General features: G+C 52.9%; 29 protein-coding genes and 1 pseudogene. 19 read left to right on the top strand and 11 right to left on the bottom strand.

The window, feature by feature from the left end; translation table 11 throughout:
* Positions 1 to 97 precede the first annotated feature (97 nt).
* Complete coding sequence (locus tag KDW_RS27425; RefSeq protein ID WP_162005659.1) at positions 98 to 934, top strand: DUF1464 family protein; 837 nt, start codon at positions 98 to 100, stop codon at positions 932 to 934.
* Here the strand turns inward: KDW_RS27425 and KDW_RS27430 are convergent.
* Entirely contained in the window at positions 887 to 2,146 is a 1,260-nt protein-coding gene (locus KDW_RS27430; RefSeq protein ID WP_162005660.1) for a YihY/virulence factor BrkB family protein, read from the bottom strand. The genes KDW_RS27425 and KDW_RS27430 overlap by 48 nt on opposite strands.
* A 268-nt stretch (positions 2,147 to 2,414) precedes the next feature.
* Here KDW_RS27430 and KDW_RS27435 point away from each other — a divergent pair, with 268 nt between their 5' ends.
* Complete coding sequence (locus tag KDW_RS27435) at positions 2,415 to 2,699, top strand: J domain-containing protein (protein ID WP_151759119.1); 285 nt, start codon at positions 2,415 to 2,417, stop codon at positions 2,697 to 2,699.
* A gap of 21 nt (positions 2,700 to 2,720) precedes the next feature.
* Here KDW_RS27435 and KDW_RS27440 read toward each other — a convergent pair whose 3' ends face one another.
* Positions 2,721 to 3,458 (bottom strand): zinc ribbon domain-containing protein, encoded by a 738-nt coding sequence (locus KDW_RS27440; protein ID WP_151759120.1) that lies wholly within the window; start codon positions 3,456 to 3,458, stop codon positions 2,721 to 2,723.
* A 650-nt stretch (positions 3,459 to 4,108) separates the two neighbouring features.
* Between KDW_RS27440 and KDW_RS27445 the strand changes: the two genes are divergently transcribed.
* The 3 genes from KDW_RS27445 to KDW_RS27455 all read left to right on the top strand — a co-directional run bounded on the left by KDW_RS27445 (position 4,109) and on the right by KDW_RS27455 (position 11,624).
* Positions 4,109 to 6,205, top strand: coding sequence for a DNA gyrase/topoisomerase IV subunit B (locus KDW_RS27445; RefSeq protein ID WP_233097938.1), 2,097 nt, complete (start codon positions 4,109 to 4,111; stop codon positions 6,203 to 6,205).
* A gap of 3 nt (positions 6,206 to 6,208) precedes the next feature.
* Positions 6,209 to 8,704 (top strand): DNA gyrase/topoisomerase IV subunit A, encoded by a 2,496-nt coding sequence (locus KDW_RS27450; RefSeq protein ID WP_151759121.1) that lies wholly within the window; start codon positions 6,209 to 6,211, stop codon positions 8,702 to 8,704.
* A 427-nt stretch (positions 8,705 to 9,131) separates the two neighbouring features.
* Positions 9,132 to 11,624 carry a PAS domain S-box protein gene (locus KDW_RS27455; RefSeq protein WP_170296576.1) on the top strand — a complete coding sequence of 831 codons (2,493 nt, stop codon included), beginning with the start codon at positions 9,132 to 9,134 and terminating at the stop codon, positions 11,622 to 11,624.
* Positions 11,625 to 12,008: 384 nt separating this feature from the next.
* Here the strand turns inward: KDW_RS27455 and KDW_RS27460 are convergent, their stop codons facing one another.
* The 3 genes from KDW_RS27460 to KDW_RS27470 form a co-directional block, all read right to left on the bottom strand.
* Positions 12,009 to 12,242, bottom strand: coding sequence for a hypothetical protein (locus tag KDW_RS27460; RefSeq protein WP_151759123.1), 234 nt, complete (start codon positions 12,240 to 12,242; stop codon positions 12,009 to 12,011).
* Between the two features lie 56 nt (positions 12,243 to 12,298).
* Positions 12,299 to 12,757 (bottom strand): DinB family protein, encoded by a 459-nt coding sequence (locus KDW_RS27465; RefSeq protein WP_162005661.1) that lies wholly within the window; start codon positions 12,755 to 12,757, stop codon positions 12,299 to 12,301.
* 182 nt (positions 12,758 to 12,939) lie between these two features.
* Positions 12,940 to 13,287, bottom strand: a complete 348-nt coding sequence (locus tag KDW_RS27470; protein WP_151759125.1) for a DUF4342 domain-containing protein — start codon at positions 13,285 to 13,287, stop codon at positions 12,940 to 12,942.
* Positions 13,288 to 13,611: 324 nt separating this feature from the next.
* On the opposite strand from KDW_RS27470, the gene KDW_RS33250 reads away from it, so the two are divergent.
* The 5 genes from KDW_RS33250 to KDW_RS27490 all read left to right on the top strand — a co-directional run bounded on the left by KDW_RS33250 (position 13,612) and on the right by KDW_RS27490 (position 14,982).
* Positions 13,612 to 13,767, top strand: coding sequence for an EVE domain-containing protein (locus KDW_RS33250; RefSeq protein ID WP_198925607.1), 156 nt, complete (start codon positions 13,612 to 13,614; stop codon positions 13,765 to 13,767).
* 96 nt (positions 13,768 to 13,863) lie between these two features.
* A complete protein-coding gene (locus tag KDW_RS33255) occupies positions 13,864 to 14,028 on the top strand; it encodes an EVE domain-containing protein (RefSeq protein ID WP_269822537.1) in 165 nt (54 codons plus the stop codon).
* A 33-nt stretch (positions 14,029 to 14,061) separates the two neighbouring features.
* The gene (locus tag KDW_RS27480) at positions 14,062 to 14,295 is read left to right on the top strand and encodes a hypothetical protein (RefSeq protein WP_151759126.1); all 234 of its coding nucleotides are present in this window, start codon (positions 14,062 to 14,064) and stop codon (positions 14,293 to 14,295) included.
* A gap of 340 nt (positions 14,296 to 14,635) precedes the next feature.
* On the top strand, positions 14,636 to 14,806 hold the full coding sequence (locus KDW_RS27485; RefSeq protein WP_151759127.1) for an aminotransferase class IV: 171 nt from the start codon (positions 14,636 to 14,638) through the stop codon (positions 14,804 to 14,806).
* Positions 14,803 to 14,982 (top strand): hypothetical protein, encoded by a 180-nt coding sequence (locus tag KDW_RS27490; protein ID WP_151759128.1) that lies wholly within the window; start codon positions 14,803 to 14,805, stop codon positions 14,980 to 14,982. Before KDW_RS27485 ends, KDW_RS27490 begins: the two co-directional genes overlap by 4 nt.
* 11 nt (positions 14,983 to 14,993) lie before the next feature.
* Here the strand turns inward: KDW_RS27490 and KDW_RS27495 are convergent, their stop codons facing one another.
* Complete coding sequence (locus tag KDW_RS27495; protein ID WP_151759129.1) at positions 14,994 to 15,524, bottom strand: helix-hairpin-helix domain-containing protein; 531 nt, start codon at positions 15,522 to 15,524, stop codon at positions 14,994 to 14,996.
* A complete protein-coding gene (locus KDW_RS32025) occupies positions 15,472 to 15,618 on the bottom strand; it encodes a hypothetical protein (protein ID WP_162005662.1) in 147 nt (48 codons plus the stop codon). Before KDW_RS32025 ends, KDW_RS27495 begins: the two co-directional genes overlap by 53 nt.
* Positions 15,619 to 15,853: 235 nt before the next feature.
* Between KDW_RS32025 and KDW_RS27500 the strand changes: the two genes are divergently transcribed.
* The 5 genes from KDW_RS27500 (at position 15,854) to KDW_RS27520 (ending at position 20,250) form a co-directional block, all read left to right on the top strand.
* Complete coding sequence (locus KDW_RS27500; protein ID WP_162005663.1) at positions 15,854 to 16,249, top strand: hypothetical protein; 396 nt, start codon at positions 15,854 to 15,856, stop codon at positions 16,247 to 16,249.
* Positions 16,138 to 16,578, top strand: coding sequence for a hypothetical protein (locus KDW_RS27505; protein ID WP_151759131.1), 441 nt, complete (start codon positions 16,138 to 16,140; stop codon positions 16,576 to 16,578). Before KDW_RS27500 ends, KDW_RS27505 begins: the two co-directional genes overlap by 112 nt.
* 577 nt (positions 16,579 to 17,155) lie before the next feature.
* Positions 17,156 to 18,412, top strand: coding sequence for an NAD(P)/FAD-dependent oxidoreductase (locus KDW_RS27510; protein WP_151759132.1), 1,257 nt, complete (start codon positions 17,156 to 17,158; stop codon positions 18,410 to 18,412).
* A 236-nt stretch (positions 18,413 to 18,648) separates the two neighbouring features.
* Positions 18,649 to 18,930: a mycoredoxin gene (locus KDW_RS27515; RefSeq protein ID WP_233097939.1), complete on the top strand. Its 282-nt coding sequence runs from the start codon at positions 18,649 to 18,651 to the stop codon at positions 18,928 to 18,930.
* Between the two features lie 147 nt (positions 18,931 to 19,077).
* Positions 19,078 to 20,250, top strand: a complete 1,173-nt coding sequence (locus KDW_RS27520) for a cysteine desulfurase family protein (protein WP_151759133.1) — start codon at positions 19,078 to 19,080, stop codon at positions 20,248 to 20,250.
* A 124-nt stretch (positions 20,251 to 20,374) separates the two neighbouring features.
* On the opposite strand, the gene gnd is transcribed toward KDW_RS27520, so the two are convergent.
* From gnd to KDW_RS27540, 3 genes and pseudogenes are all read right to left on the bottom strand, one after another.
* Positions 20,375 to 21,388 carry a phosphogluconate dehydrogenase (NAD(+)-dependent, decarboxylating) gene (gene gnd / locus KDW_RS27525; protein ID WP_151759134.1) on the bottom strand — a complete coding sequence of 338 codons (1,014 nt, stop codon included), beginning with the start codon at positions 21,386 to 21,388 and terminating at the stop codon, positions 20,375 to 20,377.
* A gap of 221 nt (positions 21,389 to 21,609) precedes the next feature.
* Positions 21,610 to 22,008, bottom strand: a complete 399-nt coding sequence (locus KDW_RS27530; RefSeq protein ID WP_151759135.1) for a hypothetical protein — start codon at positions 22,006 to 22,008, stop codon at positions 21,610 to 21,612.
* A gap of 265 nt (positions 22,009 to 22,273) precedes the next feature.
* Positions 22,274 to 23,697: pseudogene (locus KDW_RS27540) on the bottom strand (amino acid permease).
* Positions 23,698 to 23,978: 281 nt separating this feature from the next.
* On the opposite strand from KDW_RS27540, the gene KDW_RS35385 reads away from it, so the two are divergent.
* From KDW_RS35385 to KDW_RS27555, 4 genes are all read left to right on the top strand, one after another.
* Positions 23,979 to 24,224 (top strand): dihydrofolate reductase family protein, encoded by a 246-nt coding sequence (locus tag KDW_RS35385; RefSeq protein WP_269822538.1) that lies wholly within the window; start codon positions 23,979 to 23,981, stop codon positions 24,222 to 24,224.
* A 17-nt stretch (positions 24,225 to 24,241) separates the two neighbouring features.
* On the top strand, positions 24,242 to 24,571 hold the full coding sequence (locus KDW_RS35390) for a dihydrofolate reductase family protein (RefSeq protein WP_269822539.1): 330 nt from the start codon (positions 24,242 to 24,244) through the stop codon (positions 24,569 to 24,571).
* A gap of 147 nt (positions 24,572 to 24,718) precedes the next feature.
* Positions 24,719 to 24,994, top strand: a complete 276-nt coding sequence (locus tag KDW_RS27550; protein ID WP_151759137.1) for a hypothetical protein — start codon at positions 24,719 to 24,721, stop codon at positions 24,992 to 24,994.
* A complete protein-coding gene (locus KDW_RS27555; RefSeq protein WP_151759138.1) occupies positions 24,994 to 25,332 on the top strand; it encodes an HAD-IA family hydrolase in 339 nt (112 codons plus the stop codon). Before KDW_RS27550 ends, KDW_RS27555 begins: the two co-directional genes overlap by 1 nt.
* Before the next feature lie 45 nt (positions 25,333 to 25,377).
* Here KDW_RS27555 and KDW_RS27560 read toward each other — a convergent pair whose 3' ends face one another.
* Positions 25,378 to 26,070 (bottom strand): IclR family transcriptional regulator, encoded by a 693-nt coding sequence (locus tag KDW_RS27560; RefSeq protein WP_151759139.1) that lies wholly within the window; start codon positions 26,068 to 26,070, stop codon positions 25,378 to 25,380.
* Positions 26,071 to 26,187: the final 117 nt, after the last annotated feature.

A 26,187-nucleotide genomic window follows, 5' to 3' on the forward strand; every position in this document is an offset into this window, starting at 1 on the left:
CGAGCATGTTATAATGGCAGCACTCGCGTCTCTGGTGGCGCGAGATAGCTGGCGTGTAGCGTTTTCTTGCGCGTATTTTGTAAGTGACGGAGTTTGTATGGCGGTTAGTATTGGTATTGAGCATGCTACGAATGAGTGGCGAACCTGTCTGGTGGAGGATGAGGCGGTGCTGGAGTGTCGAACATTTGCGGCTGTGACGGCGCTTGAGGAGTATCTTCAGCAGACCTGTGGCTGCTATCCTGAGGTGAGTATTGCGCTCTCGACGCCGTTTGAAACAGCGTTCTCTTCACATCCACATGAGTCGCTGGCGGCTACACCTCTGGCAGGCTTTCTGGCTGACCTGTGCTCTCTTTCGCAACGCGTCTTTGTGCTGCCTTCGGTTCGCCATCTGGCTACGGTTCCGCCATATCGTTTGCTCTTGCGACCCGGACTGGGGAGAGCGGACATGCTATGCATCGTGGCTTTGCTGCTCTATCGTATGCGCAAGCAGGATGCAGGCTGGTCGGAGCTGAATTTTTGCTGCCTGGAATTGCGTGCCGCGTCCTATCGACTGGTGGTGCTACGCAATGGTCAGATCGTGGATGGCAATGGGGAATGGGTGGCGCTGAATGGTCCTGCGGATCTGCAGAAGCAGGCTCTCCTTGAGCAATTGACCAGGGATCTGGCGGCGATGCTGGCGATTCATCAGTTGGAAGATGTGGTGTTGCTTTCCCGGACCGAGGCTGAGCGTAAGGATGCTGTGCTGGAATATTTCGCGGATCGCTATCAGTTTTTTCTGTTTCCACACAGCGAGACCGAACCAGCTGGCTTTGAGGTTGCCCGGGGCGCTGCCATACTTGCCCATGGACTTAGCTGGTCCGGTCTCGCTTCAGAGGTGGTGCAGCAGTTATTTGCCGCCGCGCCGTATGCGCAGACCCTCAATCAGCACCGTTAAGACTGATCCTGCCACCACGCCAATCGTGGTGGCCATTTTACCAGATTGAGTTTTTTTTTCCTTTTCCTTGCGTTGCTTCTGATCTTGCTGAATCTGGGGACGCATGATGCGTTCCTGCTTCTCCAGATTTTTGCGCTGGTTTTTTTCTTCTTCGTGGCGTGTATGCGCGATATGGGCATAGTCTGCCTGCTCGGTCGGCTTGGAATTGATATGACTGTCCGCTTCGGCGTCTGGTCTGTCCTGATTCAATTTGCCGCCCATGGTACTGACGAAGGTGCCCAGATCATTGGGAAGTGGGCGTACATTCTCGAAGAAGAAGGCGTTGACTTCGGCTCCTAACATCAGGATGACTGCGAAGTAGTAGAAGAAGGCCAGCAGCACGATGGCTAAACCGATCTGTCCCTGGTAGGTTCCCAGCAGGTTGGAAGTATAGAGCGGGAACAGGGAGATAAAGATTTCCAGTAGAATGGCGGCTACGATGGCTCCCTGCCAGCTGTTGCGTGGATTAATACGCTGATTGGGGACGATAACATAGATGGCCTCAAACAGTAAAAACGCGGACACCAGACCGCCCGCATAACCTCCTAGCTGGATGATGAAGCCGTTAGCGGCTACCGTTGAGAGGAAAGGGATCGCTTTCATGGAAGGATTCTGGCTGACAATGTGCAGGATGGTTGCGGGTAGTGCGGCCGCAAAAACCATAATTGGAACCAGCACGGTAAAGATCAGCATCATCATGATGGCGATGAGGTTTTTTTTCACGAATGTTCGTGGGCGTACGCGGTAGACGATATCCAGGCTACCTTCAATGGCGACGAAGAGTCGTGAACCACCAAAGACGGCCAGCAGAACGGCGATAATGGCCAGAAAACCGGCCGATTTGGCCAGCCTGTCGGTGACGCTCTGGACCAGATCTTGCTGGACCGATTGTAATCCCGGGATGGCTTTCAAGGCGCTCAGGATCGCTGTGCTGTGCTGTTGTCCGGGAATCAGGGTTAAGACGAAGCCCAGGATGGCTACCAGCGCGATGGCAATGGGCAGCATCGCGGTCAACAGGCTGTAGGCGAGGGCGCCTGCGAATGTCGTGGCCCAGTCGTTGCCAAACTTCTTGAAAAATTGCTGGAAAGATTTGGCTTTTTTTGGCGCTTCTGAGATTATTCCAGTTGCTTTGTCTTTGAGCGATTCGCTCTCCGTATGGGTTTCACTTGCCATGAAAACACCTCCATGCTTGGGTCTGCTGTTTCGTATTATAGATTGATGATTGTAATTTCTGATACTGCTCCCAGTAAAAAATACTGACATAATACCTGTGTTGATAACATTGCCTGAAATTTTTTTGATGGAAGGGCCATGAAATTTTTCTTTCTGATCTATATTATTCACGCGTGATGCCATAGGTGCGTTTCATTGTGGAGTGGAATAGCGTATAGTATAGGGACATGTAAAAGTTCTAGCTAGCATTGAGTAGAAAAAGAAGAAAATGAGTTCGCGACCACCTAAACCGTTTGTCTCTTTATTATGGGATGTGGTCCGCTTTGGGGTGCGGACCTTCTGGCAAAGTAGTGCCAATCCTGCGCGACCGCTGCTGCAGCGCCAGCAGGCGCTGGCTGTGCTGGAGCTTCCGGCGAATGCGACTCCGGAACAAATTAAGCGGCGTTATCGCAAACTGGCGAAACGCCACCACCCTGATTGTGGTGGTGATCCCAAAGAGATGCAGCGCATTATCACTGCCTACGAATATCTACGCAAAGAGCAAGCTCGCTGATGTCTGCCTGCTTGCTCTTTTTTACGGCAGGCGTGCTCCACAGGTGTTGCAGAAGCGTTTGCCGGAACGAATACGTGCCCCGCATTGATCACAAAAGATTGTTTCAAGATGGCTTGCTGGTGGTTGATAGACTGGCGTTGCCGGTTGTTGCTGCTGCGCTGGCGGCTGATAGACTGGCGTCGCTGGCGGTTGCTGCTGTGCCGGTGGTTGATAGACTGGCGTTCCTGACTGTTGCGGCTGTGCAGATGTTCCATCTGCAGCTGTTTTCTGTTGCGTGCCCGCTTCCTGTACCGACTGGATTGTGCCCTGGATGGTTTTCGCGGCCTTCACTGCCATTCCACCCAGCGTGGTTGCGATCTTAATGCCCTTTGCGATATCATCCATATCCTTCTGCAACCGATGGGTCGGGGGTAGCATGGTTGAATCCGACACCTTGTTGAAATGGTTCGGACCAATCTGCAGGCCGGCCTCATCGGAATCCAACTGAGCCTGTTCGCTTCCACCATGATCAAATTGCAGCAATATCACCAGATTCTGCTGGCTATAGCTTCCCTCCAGCTTCGTCTCCGGAGCCGCCGAAGAAACCTGCTGTCCCTTCATCAAAGACTGGGCGGCATTGACGGCCCGGCTGCGATTTTGCGTTGTCAGCACAAATCGCCCGGTTGTTTGTAACGTCAGGCGATCGATGCGCGACGTAAAGTAATCCAGGCCAACACCAGAGCTATGCACGCACTCATATTGGCCGCTGATAGGCTTCATAACAATTAACCCCCTGCCATTCAATCATGTGAGCGGCGTTCACGATTGTTTTTAATAGGCCTGATAACATGTATCCATGCTTAAACGTACGTATACTATAACATCAATTCTCACAGCAATGTTCCCGGTGCCAATTCGTGTCCCAACCCGGTTAAATCTTATTCAAAGGTCCTGTTTTGGGATGGGAAGGTCTTGCATATATTGCTGTCTTCCAATATGATACGTAACGCATTGGACTCATGGAATACTTTTTGACGATTCAATGTTTTTGACATATGCTATGAGCCATTCAAGCAGTGGGTGGGTTGAGTCGATCAGGACTCATTGATGTGGCTTTCTGGCACGCTATATAGTCCGAAAGTATAGTCTAGCCATGATTTTCTTCCATATGCGTCTATGTAAGGGTATCCTGTACGAAAATATGTGTCTGTAAAAATTTGTCAGGCAGGTTGCTCATTGCACCATTATTCGCATCGTTATAATTTCCGCTTTCATTTTTGGGATCAGGAATAAACCAGAATAGACTCTATCGAAAAAAGCAATTTTATTAGCCGTTAGAACTTTTGGTCTAATCGTATCTTGACTTTCAGGAATGAAGGCTGTATGCTGAATAAGCAATCAAAGCATTCTGAAGAGAGGTATAAGGGTAGATGTTTCGTTCCCCCAATGCACTCCCTCCCGTGCAAGCTGAGTCGGATGCTACGCATGAGCAACTTTCTCTCTTTGCTACGCGGAGAACAGGTGAACAAGCTGAAGATATGATTTCAAATAAATTAGAAGTGAAACAAGCGACACGCACAAAGAAGAGTGCCACCACGTATTCGTCGGCAGATATCCAGGTTCTTGAAGGGATTGCTGCCATTCGACATCGCCCGGGAATGTATATTGGCTCCACGTCTATCTCTGGTCTGATTCATCTGATCTGGGAGGCATTGGATAATGCCGTAGACGAGGCGGTGGCGGGTTATGGTAAAAATATTTGGGTGCAAATTGATCAAGCGGGTTGGGTGACGGTTCGGGATGAGGGGCGCGGTATGCCGTTTGATCCGATGCTCTATCAGGGCGAGTATTTACCAGCGGCAACGGTTATTTTGACGGTCCCTCACTCTGGTGGTAAGTTTGCTGAGGGCGCGTATAAGACGGCTGGTGGCTTGCATGGTGTGGGTTCTACGGTCATTAATGCGCTATCAGAGCAGTTGGAGTTGACGATCTGGAAGGATGGTCAGCAGTTTTATCAGACGTTCAGTCAGGGTGTGGCGCAGCCGCACGAGATCACTGCCTGTGATCCGAAGTTGCATGGTACGCAGATGCGCTGGCTCTACGACAGCACCATCTTTGATCCCGATGTCTATTATTCGCTGGAGTCACTGGAGAGCCGTCTGAAGGCGGCGACCTACCTGAATCGTGGCGTGACGTTCCATCTTAATGCCTGGGACGATGCGACGAACGAGCAGGTTGAACATGTCTTTTATTCGCGCGATGGTCTCCCTGACTATGTGCGCGACCTGGCTACCAGCACCAGTACGCCGCTATTCAAAAACGTGCTCAGTATCACCAAAGATCGTGATGAGGTGCGTATCGAGGTAGCGCTACAGCCGACAACAGGCTACAAAATCTCGATGTATAGCTATGCGAACGCGGTCCGTACTCGCGATGGCGGTGTGCATGAGACTGGTTTCAAGGCGGCTTTAACCAAGGTTATCAACGACTACGCCTTGAAATGGAATATTATCCGTAATCGTGAGCGCGACGGCTTCCGGCCTGAGGTGATTCAGCAGGGCTTGAATGTGGTGATCTCGGTCAAGTTGACCAATCCTCAATTCCAGGGTCAGACCAAAGATCGCTTGAATAATGCGCCGGTTGAAGGTATGGTGCGCTCGGTGGTGGATGAGGGACTCAAGGATTGGTTTGAGTCGAATGTCGGTATCGGCAAGGAATGGCTGAAGCGCATCCAGCAGATGCAGAAGGCCCGCAATGAGGCGCAACTGGTTGAGGAACTGGCCCGCGCTGGTACCAAGAAAAGTGGCGAGCTGATCGATACAACGCTGTCGAAGAAGTTTTTGCGCTGCAATACCAATGATCCTTCGCGTGCCGAACTCTTTATCGTAGAGGGTGACTCGGCCGGTGGTAGTGCCGGTCAGGGACGTTTCTCAGAGTTCCAGGCGATCCTGAAGCTGAAGGGTAAGCCGCTCAACGTAGCCAAGGCTGATCTGAAGAGTATCGTTGAGAATGAAGAGATTCGTACCATCATCAACGTGCTTGGCACCGGGACGCGTGACTTTTTCGATATCAGTGGCCTCAAATTTAATCGCGTCATTATCGCGACCGACGCTGACGTTGATGGTCTGCACATCCAGTGTCTGCTGCTGACCCTATTCCATCAGGAATTCAGCGATCTGATCGAGCTTGGACATATTTATATTGCCTGTCCGCCGCTCTACTCGGTGAAATATAAAAATAAAGTACACTGGCTGCTGGATGATGATGCCCGGCTTCAATTTGTGCGTGTGCATCCCGATGCGCAGAACCTTGAGTTCAAGCGCTTTAAAGGTCTGGGAGAAATGAATCCCAAAGAGTTGCGCGACACCACCATGGATCCTGCGCGCCGCATGCTCAAGCGCGTCACCATGGAAGATGGCATTCTGGCCGCCAAACTGGTCGCGGAACTGATGGAAGACAAAAATGCGGAGCGGAGACGCACATTCCTGGCTGAACATTCCCGCAAAATTAAGGAACTGGACGTATAAGAGATGGCTCGTAACACGACAGAAACAGATTCTTCAGGAACTGGCATTATTCGCGAGGATTTTTCCGTGATTATGTCGCAGGCTTTTGCGACCTACGGACTCTCGGTGGTGACTGACCGTGCCCTTCCTGATGCTCGCGATGGTCTTAAACCCGTGCAGCGGCGTATCCTGGCTGGCATGCTCAATGCGCGGTATCTTTCGTCGCGCCCAACCGTCAAAAGTGCTGAGGTCGTTGGCCTGATTCTGGGTAATTACCATCCCCATGGCGATACCTCGGTCTATGATGCGGCGGCGCGTATGTCTCAGCCCTTTACCCTGCGCTATCCACTGATCGAAGGTCAGGGTAATATGGGTAGTGAGGATGGGGATGATCCGGCCGCGTATCGCTATACCGAGATGCGCCTGTCCCCGGTTGCCGAGGCCCTGATGGCGGATATTGAGAAGGAAACCGTGCCGCTGCACCCCACCTATAAGCAGGATCCCCGGGTGCTGGAGCCGGATTATTTGCCGGGTCGTATTCCGCCGATCGTCAATGCCTCCAGCGGTATCGCGGTCGGTCTCTCAACCAATATTCCTCCCCATAACCTGGGTGAGGTGATGCGTGCCTGTATTGCGCTGCTTGATCGACCAGAGATGAGTGTTGAGCAGATCATGGGCTATATCCAGGGTCCGGATTTTCCACAGGGTGGCCGGATCGTCGGTATTGATGGCATCAAAGATTATTTTACGAACGGTAAAGGTCGGATCATCGTGCGTGCTGATGTGCGCCTGGAAGAGACGCCACGTAGCCGCTCGCTGGTCGTGACACAGATTCCACCGATCGGTCGCGATAAAGTCAAAGCCTCGATCGTGAAAGCCATCAATGCGCGTAAACTTGAGGGATTGATGCCCGAGATGCGCGATGAGAGCGATACCGAAAAAGGCACGCGTATCGTGCTTGAGTTGCGTAAGGATGCCGATGCAGCCCAGACCTTGATGCAGCTTTTCAAGGACACTGATCTGCAGATTGCGCAATCCTTCCAGATGGTTTTCCTCTTTGGTGAGCCAATGCTGCCCGGGCGCCAGCCCAAGCAGGTCGGCGTGCTGGAACTGCTCAACTACTGGAATGAGCATCAGATCGATGTGATGACGCGCCGTGCGCAATATGATTTGCGCAAGGCTCAGGAACGCCTGCATGTGGTGGAAGGTCTGGTGATCGGTTCCGCGAATGCCGAAGAGATCGTCAGAATATTCCAGCAGGCCGAGGATCGCGCTACGGCCCGCAAACAGATCGAGGAGCGCTATCAACTCACCACAATCCAATCCGATGTCATTGCCTCGATGACCCTGGCTCAGGTGACACGTATGGATGCCAGCAAATATGCCAGAGAAAAAGAAGAACTTGTGTTGCGCATTCAGGAACTGGAGCATTTGCTTGGAGACCGCAAGGTCCTGATCGCGGCCCTGAAAAAAGAGATGCAACAACTGATCAAACAGTTTGGCGATGAGCGTCGAACCGTGATCGATGCTGAGAACAACGTGCTGACTCCAATTGAAAAAGTTGAAAGTTTGCATCAACGCGAGCCTCTGCTGATTGGTTTTACACGCAATCAGACCCTCAAGGCGCTACCAATCGAGACCTACAAGCCACGGGGCAAAAATGGCTCTACCCCCTATACGCCTGTCCGTGGTGACGAGCAGCTGCGCCAGTTGCTGCCAACCACGACCCAGGATTATCTGCTCTGTATCTGTTCCAGTGGCCGCGTCTGCCAGATTGCTACCCACCGTATTCCGGTCACGACGCGTTCAAACAAAGGCGAGTCGCTGCGTGAACTGCTCCAACTGGAAACCGGGGAAGAGGTAGTGACGGTTCTGCCCGTGGATGCCTATGATGAGGATCGCTACCTGGTGATCTTTAGTAGCTATGGTAAAGTGAAAAAGTCGCCACTCAGCGAATATAAAGCGGCCGATGTGGATGGTATCCAGGACATGAAGCTTTCCGAGGGAGATAGTGTGGCGACGGCCTTGATCTCCTATGGTCGCGGCGAATATTTTGTCACCACCGATACCGCGCTGACCCTGCGTTTCAGTGATGAGCAACTGCGCAGCCAGGGCCGTGGTGGCCAGGGCGTGGCCGCCATCTCCCTCAACAAAGGGGGCGAGGTTATCAGCGCCTGCTATCTCGATAGCGAACCTGCCATCGAGGCCGACCAGGATATCTTCAGCATCACCAGCCTGCTCGTTCTTACCGAAGGCGGCTGGACCAAGAAGGTGCCGGTCAGCCAATTTGTTCTGAAAGCCCGTGCCACTGGTGGTGCCCCCAGTACCGATCTCGCCGAAGCTGATCGTGTCATCCAGACCCTGCTGGTGCAGGAAGAAGACACCCTCATGCTCATCGCCAACAGCGGTAAAAACGATCAGGCCATCATCCAGCGGGCCGCCGACATCAAAACCTTCCTGCGCACCCATAAAGGCGAACAAACCGTCCCCGGACGCGCCATCACCGCCATCAAATTGTAATCAACCAACCATTCCCTGGAAGCCCCACGCTTCCAGGGAATAGCTCCCAACCGAACCCTATTCCGTCGTACCGGCAGCGCTGCCGGTACGGGTATGTGCTGGCAATCGCTGTGCTTGATGTGCGTTCCGGGTAGTGATAGGATAGTTGATGATTACACCTGGGGAGGCTCACTTTTTTGTGTAGGCCTCTACTAATAAACATGGACGACGAGCGTCGATAATGCCTTATTTGATATCTCTTCAAACTGAACAATTAATGTGTTAAACTGCTTCTGTGAGGATGCCACCCATTTGTGTGAAGATCAGATCAATCATGAGCAAGGCGTGAAACAATCAGGACTGTGGCACATGTCAGGTGCCACCCATGTTGACCAATGTTTTGGTTCGGATGGCAGCAGGAAAGCGGGGAAGAGAGGAGGGCACCTGGATGACTACAATGCCTGATCCTGGCACGCATGATGAGCACCACATACTTACTTTGCTCCAGGTCGAAATGTTGCAGAGCGAAAAACGCTTTCAAGCGACCTTTGAGCAGGCTGCAGTGGGTATGGCTCATGCGAGTCTTGATGGGAATTTTTTGCAGGTCAATCAAAAGCTTTGTGACATCGTGGGCTATACTCGCTCTGAACTGCTGCTGCTCACCTTCCAGGCTATTACCTATCCAGCTGATTTGAAGACTGATCTGGCCTACGTTGAGCAATTACTGTCTGGTGAGCGTTCAACCTATGCGATGGAGAAGCGTTATATTCGTGCCAATGGCTCGCTGGTCTGGATTAATTTGACTGTCTCGCTCGTGCGCGATCAGGATGGCAATCCGCTCTATTTTATCTCTGTGGTTGAAGATATCGATGAGCGTAAGCGTGTAGAGGAAGCATTGCAGCGAGAACGGCAGGCGCTTAAGAGGCTAACAGATAATGCCCCTGATATTATCGTGCGCCTTGACCGTTCCCTTCGCCATATGTACATAAATCCAGCGATTACTGCCGCGACTGGAATGCTTCCCGCTGAAATCATCGGCAAAACCGCTGAAGAGTTGGCTTTCCCGAAGGAACAGCTGACATTATGGAATGCCGCGCTGAAGCAGGTCCTTTCTACAGGCGTATCCAGTAGTCTGGAATTTTCCTATCTCTCTCCAACGGGACTGCGCTGGTATCAGGTGCATTTGACCCCTGAACGAAATGCTCAGGATGACATTATCTCTGTGCTCTTGATCGCTCATGACATAACCGATCTCAAACAGACGCAAGCAGCCTTGCTCCAGAGTGAAGCGCGAGCTCGACGACTGATCGATTCCAATGTGATCAGCGTGATCATTGCCGATGTTAATGGGCTCGTCGAAGCGAATGATGCATTTCTGCAGCTGATTGGCTATACCCACGAGGATTTTCAGGCCGGCAAGATCGATTGGCAGGCGCTGACTCCAGCAGAATATCTTTCCCGCGATGAGCATTGCTTGCAGGAATTGCGTGAACGTGGTACCTGTACTCCTTTTGAGAAGGAATATGTGCGCCGTAATGGTGAGCGAGTCGCGGTTCTAACGGGGGCCGCAGTGGTACAAACGCAGCCATTGCAATGGGTCTGCTTTATCCTGGATATTACTGAGCGCCAGCAGCAAGAGCGTCGTCTCCAACGGGCTCTGGATGGCTTGCTTACTGTTGCCGAGGTATTGGTCATGCGTGATGAGCAGTCTGACGACCATGAGCAGAGTCCACCATCCTATGCAGAGGTGGCACGTCGTGTGCTTGACGCGATTTGTCAGGTGCTTGCCTGTGAAGGCGCGGTCATGATCAAGCTGCTTCCGGCCAGCGATATCATTGATACGCTTATCATGCGTGGTTTTGATGGGTCCATTAAGCAGACAATCACAGAGTGCGTGCATGGGCAGCCCCTTTCTAGTCGCTTTGAGAAGGCTAACCTCATTGAACAGTTGCGCGTGGGTGAGGTGATCACCCTCAATGTGAGTCAGGAAGCCTATCATGAACGTCAACCCCATGCCTCTCTTCACACAGCGATCCTCGTACCTATGCATCTGGGAACTGAACTGGTGGGACTGCTTACCCTCTATCCCCATGATGAGCACGTAACCTATACACGTGAGGAACGGGCGCTGGCACTTGCTATCGCCAAACTCGCAGCCTTGCTGATTGAACGCGAACGCTTGCAGCTTGGTCGCGAGGAAGCATGGATGCACGTGTGGGCGACACAGGAGGTTATGCAGCAGATGGATGATTTTCTCGGCATGACCAGCCATGAACTCAAGACTCCATTGACGAGTATGCAGGGAAACCTCCAGCTGGCTAAACGCCAGCTTGTCCATTTGAATATTCCCGATAGTAAGGGAGCACAACTTCTCACCCAACTGCTTGATCGGGCGGAACGCCAGCTCAAAGTGCAGAACCGGTTGATCAACGATCTGCTTGATGTTTCCCGCATTCACGCCAATCGGCTGGAACTCTCTCCGGTGTCTGTAGATCTGGCTAAGTTAGTGCGAGACGTCGTTGAAGACCAGCGCAATCTGGTGCCGACGCGTCTCTTCCACTTTGAAAGCATGCCTTCGGAAATTCCGGTGTGTGCGGATGCCGAACGCATCGGCCAGGTCGTCAACAATTACCTTTCGAATGCGCTCAAATATTCAGAGGCCAGCCGACCGGTCACAATATGCGTGACCCAAACCGGCGCGATGGCGCGGGTAGAGGTAACGGACGGAGGGCCAGGACTCACTCCTGAACAGCAAGAGCAGATCTGGCAACGCTTCTATCGTGCTCCTGGCATTGACGTGAAAAGCGGCTCCGGTGTGGGCCTGGGACTCGGCCTGCACATTTGCCGCAGCATCATCGAGCGGCAAGGTGGCCAGGTTGGTGTCGACAGCACCCCCGGCCACGGCTCAACCTTCTGGTTCACCCTCCCCATCGCGTTGTAGCGGCAGCCGTTAAGGCTAATACTTTTCACTTAAAGATGGAAATGGCAATGATGTGTGGTACCGGCAGCGCTGGTCGCCAATACGTTTCGGTGAAGCATGGCCTGGCTCCAATAGTATCGGAATAATGAAGCAAAACAGGTTCAAATGATCAAGAGAAAGAAAAACGGTAGGTTCGACCCTTTGGGTCGATTGCTTGACCCCCACGATAACGCATCGCTCACCATATCACCGCTTGCTCATGTTCAAGCGATGATAGCATAACGGGTACAAATCGACCGCCAGGGCCGAACATACATCACCACCAGGGATCAAACCAATCCAATACGGTTCGTTTAGGGAATAATCCTAACGCTATTAAGGAGCGTCGTGTACGTGGAGAGGGCGCTACACGCGAGGCCGGCATGCGGCGTGATGGTGGAGCGAGGGGCTCAAAGAGCATCGCATGCCTTTGTTGGTCGCAACCCTGGCCACATAGGACCAGAGGCTGGACTTTATGTGTTCAACTGCGCCTGTGACCACATAGTCTTTGTGCGCAAGCTGTTCCAATATCCAGGCATGTGTTGTCCCTACCCAGTCAGGTTGTGACCAGGGGATTTTCTCGGCGTGCATTTCAGCCATCTTGATTGTGATTCCTTTCCTTTCATTCAATGATTGCAAGTAGGCGCTGGCAAAGATTACAGGAGGCGCTTGATCTGTTGCAGGTGGATCTCGCCGTGTTCGACATAGGTGCGGAAGATGTCGTAGATGGTGAGTCTGCCGCGCTCGGCGTGGATGCTGCTGAGTTCCCAGGCTTCGGGTGGCAGGAGCTTGAGCAGGGCGGCGCTACTGGCGCGTAGATCTGAGAAGAGGCGCAGGGCCAGGGTGCTGTTTTGCTGGCGATAGTAGAGGGATTTGCTCCAGGCGTCTTCATCATAAATGGCCAGTACGGTATCGCGCTCGGCCAGGGTTTTGCGCAGTCGCCAGTAGCCAACGGCTTCGCTATCGGCCAGGTGGATCAGCACATCATGGATGCTCCACTCGCCCTCTGCGGGCGTATAGTGTAATTGTTCCTCGCTCAGTCCGGCGATGGCTTTCTCGATCTGTATCGGCATAGCCGCATAGGCGGCGAGCTCTTCAAGTGTGGCAACGGCCATGATACTCACTATCCTTTCGCTGTACAAACAGTTTATTATACTGCTTCTTATCAGCCATATATTATATGGCATGAGCTCAGATCAGTTTTTCTTGCCGTAAGGACGTCAAAAATAAGGCCAGCCTGGAAGTAGCTTCCAGGCTGGCACATGTATCGGTATTGCGCTGAGATGCGGCGTTATCCTTAGAGGGTTGCGCCACCATCCAGTTTGATTTCTTCGACGCTATGGGCTACGTCTTTCGCAGCCTCGCTGACCGGGCTATCGGTGCGCACGACTTCGATCGAGCACTGGCCGAGCAGGGCACCCAGGACACCCACGGCGGCCCAGACTGGTGCGATGGCGATGCTGGCCACACCAATTGTCAGTGGAAACTCGATGAGCGAGCGGCCATCCTGCTTGATGATGATGCGGCGGACATTGCCCTCATGGACCAGCTCTTTGACTTTGGCCAGTAACTGCTCGCCGACAACCTGCAACTCTTCTACACCATAAACTGATTTCTGGTCTGTATTTGGATCTGTCTGTGTCATAAGATGTTTTCTCCTTATTTATGTGACTAAACATAACGCTACAATAGAAATTTCAAATGGCGTTTGTGAATTTGTTTTAGCATCTATCATTGCCAATCAGGGACTGATCATTGATAGACGTGCATATAGTATTTTAAGTAGTTGTTTTTAACTACACTTAGTATACGTAGCCAGACGTTTTTAGGTTAGATAAAATAGCATCAATTTGCTTGAATCTGTGTCATCTCTATGCAAATCCATGAAAATACGCTCTGGCATTTAGCCTATTGTGCCGGGATAGCTTTGTTTGCTATGATGAGGCCATCTTCTTAGAACGGGGTTTTTATGGCGTATTTTTTAGCAAAAACTGATCCAGAGACATATTCTATTGAGCAGTTTGCTCAGGATAAAGAGACGGTATGGGATGGGGTGCGTAGCGCTCAGGCGTTGCAGGCGATTCGGGCTATGCGACCGGGGGATCTGGTGTTTGATCTATCATAGTATGGGCACGGCGGCATTGATGGGTCTGGCCCGTGTGACTTCTGAGCCGCGACCAGATTGAGCATACTCCTAAGAGCTGGGTGGTGGATATGGCCTTTGTGCGCCGTTTTCGCGCAACCGGTGACGCTGCGGACAATTAAAGAGTGCCATTTATTTGATGATTGGAACCTGGTGCGCCAGAGCCGCCTGTCGACGATGGCGGTGCCGGATGCGTTTGTGGATTGGCTGCGGGAGCAGTATCCCCAGAATGAGCTTGTCTAGCTTTAGTGTAGAGCCAGGAAGGAAATGGCTGGAATGGATACAAATGCCTGGTGGTATGTTAATGGTCGCTGGGTGCATCCGCAGGAGGCGAACATTTCGATTAATGATGTGGCGGTCCTGCGTGGCTATAGCGTGTTTGAGTCTTACGCACCTATCATCGTCGTCCGTTTCATCTGGATGAGCATGTGCGCCGCCTCTATCGTTCTGCTGAACTTGATCGTAGCTGCCTTGCGATCTGACAGTATTATCTGCGGCGCTTTCATATAAGAAGCAGTTAATTGAAGAGATTATTCGAGCACGTTTAATTTTCCTCTATGACACCGCGGTGGTCAGTACGTTTCCTGCTGGTCATCGGAGTGGTAGTGAGCGAGGACAATTGGGGTGTTACTACTTAAGAGCAGAAAGTAAGAGTGGGCTGTAATAGGGTGATGATCTAGCGGCGAAAGTAATCAGTGAAAACTCCCGCTGGCCCGAGAGCGAACATGGACAGCGTTTTCGCTCAGGGTTTGCACAAGTGATCAGACCCAACTGACCCGCTCTACACCGGAGGCCAAGACCGCAAATTATATCTCGGCGATTCGCGCGCTCAAAGAAGCGGCCCGGCAGCATGCGAGCGATGCAACTGTTCGTCAATGAGCAGGGACATGTCCTGGAGGGGACACGTAGCAACTTCTTTGTCTTCCGGGGGGATACGCTGGTGACGCCGCGCGCAGAGGTGCTGATTGGCGTCACCCGTAATGTGGGTGTTAGAACTGGCGCAGGGACGCTTCGCCATTGAAGAGCGTCCCATATTTACTCAGCGAGCTCCCAGAGATCGACGAGGCCTTTATCACCTCATCCTCTAAGGAAATTACACCGGTGGTCCAGATCAACGAACATATTATTGGAGACGGCAAAGCAGGAACCCACACCTACGAGCTGGAGCAACGCTTCATTGATCTGGTTGCACACTAGTCTGGGCGCGACTATGCGGCACCCAGAGGTCTGATGTGGTTGGCGAGCTGGCTCTTTGGGAGCAGTTGTTCGGCCGCGGCTTTGAGGCGGGCCTCGCTGCGAACACCAAAGCCTGGCAGTTTGCGAATCTCATGCTGGTTCGCGGCCATCCACAGCTTCTCAATGCTATCGATACCGAGTTCCTCGTGCAGGCGAATCGCGGTATAGGGTCCGATGTGTTCTATCGTCATCAAGACACGCACACCCTGGGGTAGAGTGTCCATATAGAAGCCATTGTTGATGGTCATGCTCCCGACCTTGATTAGTTCGGTGATGCGCCCACGCAACCGTTCGCCCAGGCCAGGAAGCTGCAAGGTTTCGCCGCGCTCGATAATGCTGGCCGCTGGCTCCTGTAGATCCAGGATGCCACGGGCGGCGTTGCGGTAGGCCTGGATACGGTAGACATTGCCATTCTGGCCGGCTATCATATCGGCGATATTTGAGAGCACTTCAGCGATCTGGCGATTGGTAATCTGTGCTGGCTGTGCTGGCTCGTTCTCCATGCCGGGCAACGCAGGTTGAGCGTTTTTTTTTGCTACGCTTTGGCATGATCGCTGGCATGATCTGTACGGTCTGGGTAATTTGCATAATACTCATGTTTACGTTGCTCCCCTTTTCCTTGATGTGGTGTCTTATCTATATATCTATTCTTTTTCGGACCAGCAAAAATGGAGAAAATACGAGGATATCTATCTACGAGGGAGCCTGAAATTTTCTGGTAAAACTCTTGAAATCTTGTTCTAATTATAGCATAAATATGGTGCTCACGTCAATAAAATAGCGCCTTCACGCTCCATTGACCGGCCCGCAAATCGAGGTTAAAATATGCACATTGATGACCAGCAGCCAGTCGTGGCTTTTACCTTGTCTCGCTATCCGCGCCACTACCGTGGCAGCGTTTCTGGCCCACCTGGGACTTGACCGCTGGCCACTCATGCATACTGAAGGCTTAACCTTCTGGCGCTTGCTTGGTGTGGGACAGGGCCGTGTGTTTGATCCCCATGCGGACCTGCAGCGCTCAGCCCTCTTTACCGTCTGGCGTTCGCTGGCCGATCTGAGACGCTTCGAGGCCCATTCCAGGCTCATGCAACGCATCCACCAGCGCTCCGAAGAATCATGGACCGTGCATATGCTCCTGTACGCTGGCATGGACAGTGGGGTGGGCGTGATCCCTTGCAAGCCTTCATGCCAGTTCCGGTACCGCAAGCAGGACCCTGGATTATTCTGACTCGCGCCACTATTTATCCAACAAAAATCAGATCATTCCTCGGGGCTGTCCCGGCCGTGGCTGACGAACTCCTCAACCAACCGGCCCTGATCAACTCCGTTGGCGTTGGTGAGGCCCCCTTGATCTACCAGGCCACGCTCAGCCTCTGGTCCTCCCTCCCCGACATCAAAGCCTTCGCCTACGGATCCGACACTCCCCACAACCACGTCATCCGTCGCACGCGCCAGGAACACTGGTACCGCGAAGAACTCTTCGCTCGCTTCCTCCCCCTCGCCTCCTACGGCACCTGGGATGGCACCAACCCCCTTTCTCACGATATCCCCAAATGACCTCTATATGGTTGGGGGTGTGGAGCGGGTCGAGGCATAATCGTGGACAAGCCACGAACCTACATGCGATGTCCCCAAATGATATTCATATGGTTGGGGGTGTGAAGCGGCCCGAGGCATAATCGTGGGACAAGCCACGAACCTACATGCGATGTCCCCAAATGATATTCATATGGTTGGGGGTGTGAAGCGGCCCGAGGCATAATCGTGGACAAGCCACGAACCTACATGCGATGTCCCCAAATGATATTCATATGGTTGGGGGTGTGAAGCGGCCCGAGGCATAATCGTGGACAAGCCATGAAACACGTGAGATATCCCAAAATGATGTTTATATGGTTGGAGGTGTGGTGCGGCCGCAGCCGCACCACACCTCCAACCATATAAATAAAGCGAGCGCCGCAGGCGCGAGGTGTCTATGGTGATTTAGTCTGTCGGAACTAGACAGTATGGTGCAGTTCGACTATACTTAGCTCGATAAGTGCGAGAACGAACCTTCTCTGATTACCTGAAATGTGTGGGTAATCTTTGCTGTAGTTCTATATATTATGCATCATTCTCCTAAAGAAGGACTTCCATGTCAGACGATTATAATGTGCTTGTGGTGGGCGGCGGACCTGCTGGTTTGGCGGCAGCTGAGGCGGCTGCAAAGCGGGGCGTGCGCACACTGGTTTTAGAGCGTCAGAATGAAATTGGTTACCCTATCCATACCAGTGGGGGAAGCTGGGTCAAAGATATGCAGACCCTGGGCATCCCTGAGCATCTGTATCATCCCGTGAAAACGGTCTATTTCTTGACTCCACATCGCGAGGTGCCTTTCCACTATAATCCCGCGGTGGCTTGTGTGGTTGATATCCGTGGTCTCTATCAGCATCTGGCAGCCCGTGCGGTGGCGGCTGGCGCTGAGTTGCGGGTGCGCCATACGGTTGAGCAGGCCATACAAGAACAGGGCCGGATGATCGGTGTGACGGCCAAGAACCATGTGAGTGAGCGCCTGACGATCAATGCGGATGTGACTATTGATGCCTCTGGCTTCTCGCGTCATATCGGGGTGCGGGCAGATATGGGTGGCGCGTTTCATCGCTATGGTTTTGGCGCTGAGTACGATCTGTACGCTCCTAACTATCCTCAGGATGAGTTATTTCTGATTATGGGCAGTGCCTTTGCGCCGCAGGGCTATGCCTGGGCGTTCCCTCGTGGCAATGGTCGCGTGCGTCTGGGTGTCGGGGTGATTCATCCGGATAGTAATGAGGATGCTCGCGTGTATCTGGATCGCATTATGCAGGACATTCCACAGCTGGCCACGCGCTTCAAGGGTGCGAGTCCGCTGGAATATCATACTGGCCTGTTCCCGTCCGAGGGCGCGCTCCCGAGCTTTTCACGCGACGGACTGTTGCTGGCTGGTGATTCCGGTGGCCATGGATCGACGCTGGTCGGTGAAGGAATCCGTTTCGCGATCTATTCGGGCCAGATGGCTGGTGAGACGGCCGCGGACGCAGTCAAGGCCGGTGATACCTCGGCCGCCTATCTGTCGCGTTTTGATCAGCGCTGGCGCTCGCGTTTTGCCCGCGATATGGATATCTCCTATATGATCAATAAGCGTATCGCGGCCTATAGCGATGCCCAGTGGGATAGCTCGTTGGATCTCTTGAAGCGCCTGACTCCTGCGCAGGCGGCCCAGGCTCTGCGTGGTGACTTTAACGCCAGCCTGGTCATGGGTATCCTGGCCCGTAATCCTTCGTTGATCGCGACCGGTGGCAAACGCTTCCTGGATAAGATGCTGGAGCGCATCAATAAGCCCACCGCCGCCAGCGTCGAAGAAGCTCGCCGTTAGAGAAATAATCTCTGGGAATAAGTGCCTTATCTGCTGTGTTAGAAGCTCGCAGTTAGAGAAATAATCTCTGGGAATAAGTGCTTTATCTGCTGTGTTATAAATATTCAGATAAGCAATTTCCACTCTATCTACTAGCTTATGCTGTTCAATCGTGTGAGCGCAGCTAGCCGCGAGTGAGCGGCGTTCACGATTGCTTTTTAAGAGCTTATTCTGATAATATTCGAAGGAGAAAATTGGTGTCAGAAGCGATAAATGAGACTCCAAACACACAACAAAAAATCACTATGTATGCAACCACCTGGTGTGGCGATTGCCGCAATGCCAGGCGCTGGTTCGACTCACACGGCATTGCCTACGATTATATCAATATTGAGGAAAATGAGCAGGCAGCCGAGTATGTCCGCAAAGTGAATAATGGTGCCAGCTCGGTTCCGACCATCATTTTTCCTGATGGCTCTGTACTGGTTGAGCCTGGTGCTCGCGAACTGGCAGCCAAGTTTCCTGAACTGAGCAAATAACTCGGCTTTGATGCCAGCAAAAAAGCTCCTGCACATGTGTTGTAGGAGCTTTTTGTTGTGCAATTTCGTGCTCTATACAGGCGCGTTATGCTAGTAGTAGAGGAAATATCTCCACCGTATTGTTGTTAGTTGGAAGGGACTTATATCATGGCTCATCCTGGTTTACAAGACGGCCCGATCTATCTTGACTATAATGCCACCACGCCTGTAGATCCCGCGGTGGTGGATGCGATGTTGCCGTACCTGACGACCTACTTTGGCAATCCGTCCAGTTCCCATGCCTATGCTGAGAAGACGCGTGCCGCGATGGCTACGGCCCGTGAGCAGGTGGCGTCCTTGCTGGGATGCGCGCAGGATGAGATCATTTTTACCGGCTCGGGCACTGAAAGTAATGCCCTGGCGCTCCGTGGCGCGGCCCTTGCTAATCGCTTCCATGGCAATCATATCATTACCCAGGTCAGCGAGCATCCGGCCGTTCTGAATGTCTGTAAGTCCCTGACACGGCTGCATGGCTTTCGCGTGACTTATCTGCCCGTGGATAAATATGGGCGTATTGATCCTGCCGAGGTCGCGGCGGCCATCGAGGAGCAGACGACGTTGATCTCGATCATGTATGCCAACAACGAGACTGGTACCATCCAGCCGATCGCTGAACTGGCTGATCTGGCGCGACGCCATCGTATCCTGTTGCATACCGATGCCTCGCAGGCAGTGGGCAAGATTTCGACCGATGTCCAGACCCTGGGCGTGGATTTCCTGACGCTGGCCGGCCATAAAGTCTATGCGCCCAAAGGTATCGGTGCGCTCTATATGCGCCGTGGATTGCAGGTGGAGCCGCTGCTGTATGGTGGTGGACAAGAACATGGCCTGCGTGCCGGGACCGAGAATGTGGCCTTTATGGTGGCGCTGGGAGCGGCCTGTGTCCTGGCCAGTGAACAACTGGCGACCAGTCAGCCGCGCCTGCAAAAGTTGCGCGATCAGTTGCAGCAGAAGCTTGAGCAACGCCTGTCCCATGCTGTTCATCTCAATGGACACCCGAACGACCGCCTGCCCAATACCCTCAATGTCAGCATTGATGGCATCCTGGGCGAAGAAGTGCTGGCCGCCACACCCGGTATTGCCAGCTCCACCGGCTCAGCCTGCCACGAAGGCAAAACCGATCCATCCGCCGTCCTCAGTGCCATGGGCCAATCCCGTGAACGCGCCCTCAGTGCCCTCCGCCTCACCCTGGGCCGCTGGACGACCGCCAGGGAAATCAATGCCGCCGCTGATCTGCTCGCCCAGACCGTCCAGACCCAATGGAAGACCCGCGACGCCTGATTGGCTCCAGACCGCTGGCATTGAGATTATGCCGGTGGGCTGCTTGTGATATGTGGCAAACAAAAAAAAACAGGCCTCTTCACTGAGAAGAGGCCTGGTGTCGTTGCGGTGGGGGATCGAAAGCTTATCGCTCGTGGTGTCCACCGAACTGGAAGCGCATGGCCGACAGAACTTTGTTGGCGAATTCGGCCTGGTTGCGGGACTCGAAGCGGTCGTAGAGGGCAGCGCTCAGGACGTGGGCAGGAACGCCTTCGTCGATGGCGGCCTTGATGGTCCAGCGACCCTCACCGGAGTCAGCGACGCGACCGGAGAAGTTGGAGAGGGTTGGGTTCTCCTGGAAGGATTGTGCGGTCAGGTCGAGCAGCCAGGAGCTGATTACGCTACCACGGCGCCACAGCTCGCTGATCTCTGGCAGGTCCATGTCGTACTGATAGTGCTCTGGACTCTGTACAGGAGCGGTCTCGGCGTCGACCATATGGGTGTTTTTACCGATGTTGGCATGATACAGGATGTTCAATCCCTCAGCATAAGCGGCCATGACACCATACTCGATACCGTTGTGGACCATTTTAACGAAGTGACCGGCACCATGAGGGCCACAATGCAGGTAGCCTTCCTCAGCTGTGCCCTTGTTAGCTGGACGGCCAGGGGTGCGGCTGATCTCGCCAACGCCCGGTGCCAGGACTTTGAAGATGGGGTCGAGATATTTCACGACTTCGTCTTCGCCACCGATCATCTGGCAGTAGCCACGCTCCAGGCCCCAGACGCCGCCGCTGGTTCCGCAGTCAACATAGTGGATTTTGTGCTTCTCAAGTTCGGCTGCACGGCGGATATCATCCTGATAATTGGAATTTCCTCCATCAACGAGGATGTCGCCTTCTGACAGGTGTGGCAGCAACTGGGCGATGGTGTCATCGACTGAAGCGGCTGGAACCATCAGCCAGAGAATGCGGGGAGTGCTGAGTTGTTTGACGACGTCTTCCAGCGAAGTTGCGCCGCTGCTGATCGCACCCTCTTTAACACGCTGCTCGACGGTCGAAGCTGTACGAGCATACCCGACAACCTTGTGTCCGGCACGCAGCAGTCTCTGGGCCATATTGGCACCCATGCGGCCAATTCCAATCATTCCAAGTTCCATTGTAAGATGTTCCTTTCTTTAGTGCGCATATCTACATTTTTACACGAAGATCCGCCGTAAAGCGGTTCAGCGCGCATGCAAATACGGCAGAAATATATCATGCTTTACAATCGTATCAGCATAAGCCAACCACGATTGTTTTATCAGAGCATATTACTCAATCGCAGAACTGATCGAGCCGCCTGTAGGGGACACTGGCTCTCCTGCAGTATTGAGTATGCTTATTCTTTACCACATATATTTACCACAAATACTATATCACGTCTGGGAAATACCCGCAGGAAAATTCCCTGCCAAAATTTCAAAAAGTCCCGGCAGCGCTGGTCGCTGCAACCTCCTGGCGTCCGAACAAATCGCGTCGTACCGGCAGCGCTGGTCGCCAATACTTTTCGTTTAGCGCTACGTTGAGAGAGGGTTCGACGTGACCAGCAAGCAAGGTGTACGTCGAGAGGGCGCCACACGCGGAGGCCGCACTGCTGCGTTTGCGCAGGCCAGCGTGCTCGAACGACGCGCAGTGCTGTGGCGCCTACAGGGATCGTGGGTGCTGTGGCCGTGGCCAGATCGCGCAGCAAGGTGGTGGAAGAGCGCGTGAATCCTCGTACCAGTGCGCAAAGGATCACGAAACAGGATCCGTATCGGTGTAGGCGCCACAGGCATGCGATGCTCGTTGCGCACCTCGCTCCACGAGAACGCCGCATGCCGACCTCCGCGTGTGGCGCCCTCTCCACGTATGATTCGCTGCTTTTCTCCACAACGTCTTTCGCCGCCACAAAACTCGTTAAACGAAAAGTATTGGCGGCCAGCGCTGCCGGTACGAGGGAATATACGGGGAGGCGTGCGCCCGATTATTATGCATTGACATAAAATCGGGCGCGAGTATTGGTGCTATGAGACGGTGGGCGTTTCGTGTTCCAGTTTGCTGGCACGTCTGCTATACAAAAAGTAGACGACCAGACCGATGGCTAGCCAGACGAAGAAGCGGATGATGGTGATCATCGGCAGGCTGATAATCAGGATCAGTGAGGCTATCATTGAGAGAATAGGCAACACTGGTACAAATGGGACACGGAAGGCACGGCGCAGGTCGGGCTGCGTGCGCCTCAGAATCAACACGGCGGCCGAGACCAGCACAAACGCGGTCAGGGTGCCGATATTGGTGAGTTCCGCCACGATATCGATCGGAGTCACACCCGCAACAATGGCTACCACAATACCAATCAGGATGCTGGAAAGGTAAGGTGTCTTGAAGCGAGGATGGATGCGGGCAAAGAATGCTGGCAGTAGCCCGTCGCGTGACATCGAGAAGAAGATGCGGCTCTGCCCATAGAGCAGGACCAGCAGGACGGTGGTCAGTCCGCAGAGTGCACCAATTGAGATGATGGATCCGGCGGCGTTGAGTCCTGACAGGATCAGCGCATGCGAGACTGGCGATGGTACATCGAGCTTTGTATAGGAGACCATACCGGTCAACACGCCGGTTACGAGAATGTAGAGTACGGTACAAACGATCAGGCTGAGGAAGATGCCCAGGGGCAGGTCTTTTCCTGGATTGCGTGCCTCCTCGGCCGAGGTGGAAACCTGGTCGAAACCAATGTAGGCGAAGAAGATGATGCTGGCTCCGCTGAAAACGCCGCCTGGTCCGAATGGCAGGAATGGATGCCAGTTAGCGGATTGACATGGAAGGCGCCGACAGCGATGAAGAAGATGATGACGGCCAGCTTGATGGCAACCATGATATTGTTGAATTTGGTGCTTTCCGAGGTTCCCAACACCAGCAGGGCGGTAATCACCAGAATAACTACGACGGCAGGAAGATTGAGGATGCCGCCCGAAAAAGGTGAGGCGGTTAATGCATGCGGTAGCGTAAAACCGAACGTGCTCTTGAGCATATCCGTAAAGTAGCCGGCCCAACCAATACTGACCGCCGCCGCTCCGACCGCGTATTCCAGAATTAAGTCCCAGCCGATGATCCAGGCGATCATTTCGCCCAGCGTGGCATACGAATAGGTATAGGCGCTACCAGCAATAGGCACCGAGCTGGCAAATTCAGCATAGCAGATAGCCGCCAGACCGCTGGCGATACCGGCCAGGATGAAAGAGAGGATGAGTCCAGGGCCTGCATATTTGGCGGCCGCGACACCCGTCAGTACAAAGATACCCGTACCAACAATGGCTCCAACGCCCATTGCAGTGATACTCAGTGGTCCCAATGTCCGCTTGAGCGAACCTTCGGATTTATCATCACTTTTTTTTAATATTAGATCCATTGGTTTCACGCGCCAGATACTATCACGCGTTCGTGTTGCCATGCAGATTTCCTTTTCTATTCTTGTGTGGTTTTTATAGAGAATGTGCAGAAATATGTATCACAGAAAATAGGCATAATAATACCTCTACATGAGGATACGTATTCCCGCTCAGAAACGTTACACTGCTTTAAAGGAGAGCCAGCGGCAGCTTGAGCGTGAGATTGTCGTCACCAGCGGATTTCCTGGCAGGATTTCCGGTTGTGTCTCAGTGTTTTGGAACAAGAAAATAGCTGAGATACGTCATAATGGTTCTATCTTAAAAATTACAAGGGGAGAAGCGCATGCGAAAAATTATTACTACGATGTGGGTTAGCCTTGATGGCTTTATTGCTGGTCCAAACGGAGAAATGGATTGGATTGGGGAACTCTACGATGAGGCCATGGGTGTGTATGAACATAATTTTGTCAGCTCGGCTGATACGCTCTTACTCGGACGCGTGACCTATCAGAGTTTTGCTGGCGCCTGGCCCCATGTTCCTGATAGTCCGACCGCCCGGAGGAAGAGAAAGCCTATGCTCGCCTATTAAATGCCATGCAGAAAATAGTGTTTTCCAGGACGCTTGAAAGTGCGGATTGGAACAACTCGCAATTGCTCAGAGAAGTTATTCCAGCGGACATCGAGCGGCTGAAACAGGAGCCGGGACGCGATATCATCATTTATGGTAGTGCCAGCCTGGTCCAGAAGCTCACTAACCTTGGCTTGATTGATGAATATCAGCTTTTAGTTCATCCCGTTATTTTAGGTAGTGGCAAGCCTCTCTTTCAAGACATCAAAGACAAAGTAAAGTTGAAACTGGTCAACACCACCACCAATCCATCCGGAGTAGTCGTCATGTCTTATCAACCGAGTACACAGCACGACTCTGAGCTTTAAACCTGGCGCCACACTTCATCCATCCCTCTTATTATGGAGAGATGTGCGTACAGCTTGACAAATAGCTTGTTTTCCGGCTACTATATCCTCTATGGATATATCCATAGAGGATATAGTAGCCGGAAGTTTATGAAAGGTTTTGCAAGGATGGCGATTAAAGCAATTGTTTTTGATATTGGTGGCGTACTGGAGCATACTCCTGATACCGGTATGATGGAGAAGTGGGAAGAGCGTCTGGCTCTGCCTGCGGGTGAGTTTAGCGTGCGAGTGATGCAGGCGTGGGGTGCTGGTGCGCTGGAGGATATACCAGCGTCGGTGCTGCATCAGAATTTGTGTGAGGCAACAGGCATGGATGATGCTCAGGCCAATGCGTTTACGGAGGATTTCTGGAAGGATTATCTGGGCATCCCAATACCGAACTGATGGCTTTCTTTGCTAGCTTGCGACCAGCCTATCAGACAGCCATGCTCAGTAATAGTTATACTGGTGCCCGTCAGAGGGATCAGGCGCTCTATGGGTTTGAGGATATGACAGATATGATCATTTATTCCCATGAAGTAGGTTTGCTGAAACCAGATCCACGCATCTATGCTTTGACCTGTGCGCGCCTTGAAGTAGAGCCAGCCGAGATGATCTTTCTTGATGATTATGAGCCCAATGTTATAGCTGCCCGCGTTTCTGGTATTCATGGCATTCTTTTTCAAAATACTGCTCAGGCTATCGCAGATATTCAAGCCTGCCTGCTGGCCTGTGAACGCTAGCATGTCATGCGGATGTTTGTCTGATTATTGCTTCCTGATACTGCTTCACAGCAGCGCGGTAATGCGCCGGGCGGCGGCCAGCACGCGGGGCGATATTCTGGCTTCGTCGATGGTGCCCAGGACGATGACGCCGATGCTGGCTTCGAGCGGGGTGCCGTTGAGCATGAGCGGGACGGCGAGTCCGCTGGCTCCGCTCTGGATCTCGTTCTGGCTGATGGCATAGCCGCGCTGACGTGCCAGGACTATCTGGTTGCGCTCGGTTGCCTGAGCGGGTCTTCCGGCCAGGATGGCGATGCCGGAGGCTCCCTGGTCGAGGGCGTGTCGAAAGCCGGGACGGTAGACGACGTGCATGTGGGTGTGGCTGGGCTCGATGGTGGTCAGGACGATGGCTTCGTTGCCGTTGGCTGTCGTCAGGTGCGTGGTGGCTCCTAATTCTTCGGCGAGGCGCTTTAACTCCGGGACAGCGGCACTTTGTAGCTGGGGCAGAATGCGCCGCGCCAGTTCGATCAACCCCGTTCCCAGCTTGTAGCGGCCATCCTGCATGCGCTGTACCAGCCGATGCTCAAGCAGTGTGTTGAGTAGCCGATAGCTTACAGTACGATGGATCTCTAGCCTGCTCGCCAGTGCCTGTGCTGTCATCCCCTCAGGCTCAGCGGCCAGGATTTCTAACAAGCGTAAGCCACGATCCAGCGTCTGCGAGGTCTCGCCACGCGCTGTTCCTGTTGGTTGATCTGACATATTTTCCCCAATCCTCTTGTGTTGCGCCTGCATGATCTTGACATTCTATCACAGATCATGTACACCTAATATTGTAACTATTATCGGATTCGTTGTTCGATTATCGAACATAACAGA

Origin of the sequence: Dictyobacter vulcani, assembly GCF_008974265.1 — a bacterium.
Taxonomy (GTDB): Bacteria; Chloroflexota; Ktedonobacteria; order Ktedonobacterales; family Ktedonobacteraceae; genus Dictyobacter; species Dictyobacter vulcani.

Bases quoted from the DNA above. Each gene is read 5' to 3' on its own strand.
- KDW_RS27425 (WP_162005659.1), top strand. From the start codon at position 98: ATGGCGGTTAGTATTGGTATTGAGCATGCTACGAATGAGTGGCGAACC.
- KDW_RS27430 (WP_162005660.1), bottom strand. From the start codon at position 2,146: ATGGCAAGTGAAACCCATACGGAGAGCGAATCGCTCAAAGACAAAGCA.
- KDW_RS27435 (WP_151759119.1), top strand. From the start codon at position 2,415: ATGAGTTCGCGACCACCTAAACCGTTTGTCTCTTTATTATGGGATGTG.
- KDW_RS27440 (WP_151759120.1), bottom strand. From the start codon at position 3,458: ATGAAGCCTATCAGCGGCCAATATGAGTGCGTGCATAGCTCTGGTGTT.
- KDW_RS27445 (WP_233097938.1), top strand. From the start codon at position 4,109: ATGTTTCGTTCCCCCAATGCACTCCCTCCCGTGCAAGCTGAGTCGGAT.
- KDW_RS27450 (WP_151759121.1), top strand. From the start codon at position 6,209: ATGGCTCGTAACACGACAGAAACAGATTCTTCAGGAACTGGCATTATT.
- KDW_RS27455 (WP_170296576.1), top strand. From the start codon at position 9,132: ATGACTACAATGCCTGATCCTGGCACGCATGATGAGCACCACATACTT.
- KDW_RS27460 (WP_151759123.1), bottom strand. From the start codon at position 12,242: ATGGCTGAAATGCACGCCGAGAAAATCCCCTGGTCACAACCTGACTGG.
- KDW_RS27465 (WP_162005661.1), bottom strand. From the start codon at position 12,757: ATGGCCGTTGCCACACTTGAAGAGCTCGCCGCCTATGCGGCTATGCCG.
- KDW_RS27470 (WP_151759125.1), bottom strand. From the start codon at position 13,287: ATGACACAGACAGATCCAAATACAGACCAGAAATCAGTTTATGGTGTA.
- KDW_RS33250 (WP_198925607.1), top strand. From the start codon at position 13,612: ATGGCGTATTTTTTAGCAAAAACTGATCCAGAGACATATTCTATTGAG.
- KDW_RS27480 (WP_151759126.1), top strand. From the start codon at position 14,062: ATGGATACAAATGCCTGGTGGTATGTTAATGGTCGCTGGGTGCATCCG.
- KDW_RS27485 (WP_151759127.1), top strand. From the start codon at position 14,636: ATGCGAGCGATGCAACTGTTCGTCAATGAGCAGGGACATGTCCTGGAG.
- KDW_RS27495 (WP_151759129.1), bottom strand. From the start codon at position 15,524: ATGGAGAACGAGCCAGCACAGCCAGCACAGATTACCAATCGCCAGATC.
- KDW_RS32025 (WP_162005662.1), bottom strand. From the start codon at position 15,618: ATGAGTATTATGCAAATTACCCAGACCGTACAGATCATGCCAGCGATC.
- KDW_RS27505 (WP_151759131.1), top strand. From the start codon at position 16,138: ATGGACCGTGCATATGCTCCTGTACGCTGGCATGGACAGTGGGGTGGG.
- KDW_RS27510 (WP_151759132.1), top strand. From the start codon at position 17,156: ATGTCAGACGATTATAATGTGCTTGTGGTGGGCGGCGGACCTGCTGGT.
- KDW_RS27520 (WP_151759133.1), top strand. From the start codon at position 19,078: ATGGCTCATCCTGGTTTACAAGACGGCCCGATCTATCTTGACTATAAT.
- gnd (WP_151759134.1), bottom strand. From the start codon at position 21,388: ATGGAACTTGGAATGATTGGAATTGGCCGCATGGGTGCCAATATGGCC.
- KDW_RS35385 (WP_269822538.1), top strand. From the start codon at position 23,979: ATGCGAAAAATTATTACTACGATGTGGGTTAGCCTTGATGGCTTTATT.
- KDW_RS27550 (WP_151759137.1), top strand. From the start codon at position 24,719: ATGGCGATTAAAGCAATTGTTTTTGATATTGGTGGCGTACTGGAGCAT.
- KDW_RS27555 (WP_151759138.1), top strand. From the start codon at position 24,994: ATGGCTTTCTTTGCTAGCTTGCGACCAGCCTATCAGACAGCCATGCTC.
- KDW_RS27560 (WP_151759139.1), bottom strand. From the start codon at position 26,070: ATGTCAGATCAACCAACAGGAACAGCGCGTGGCGAGACCTCGCAGACG.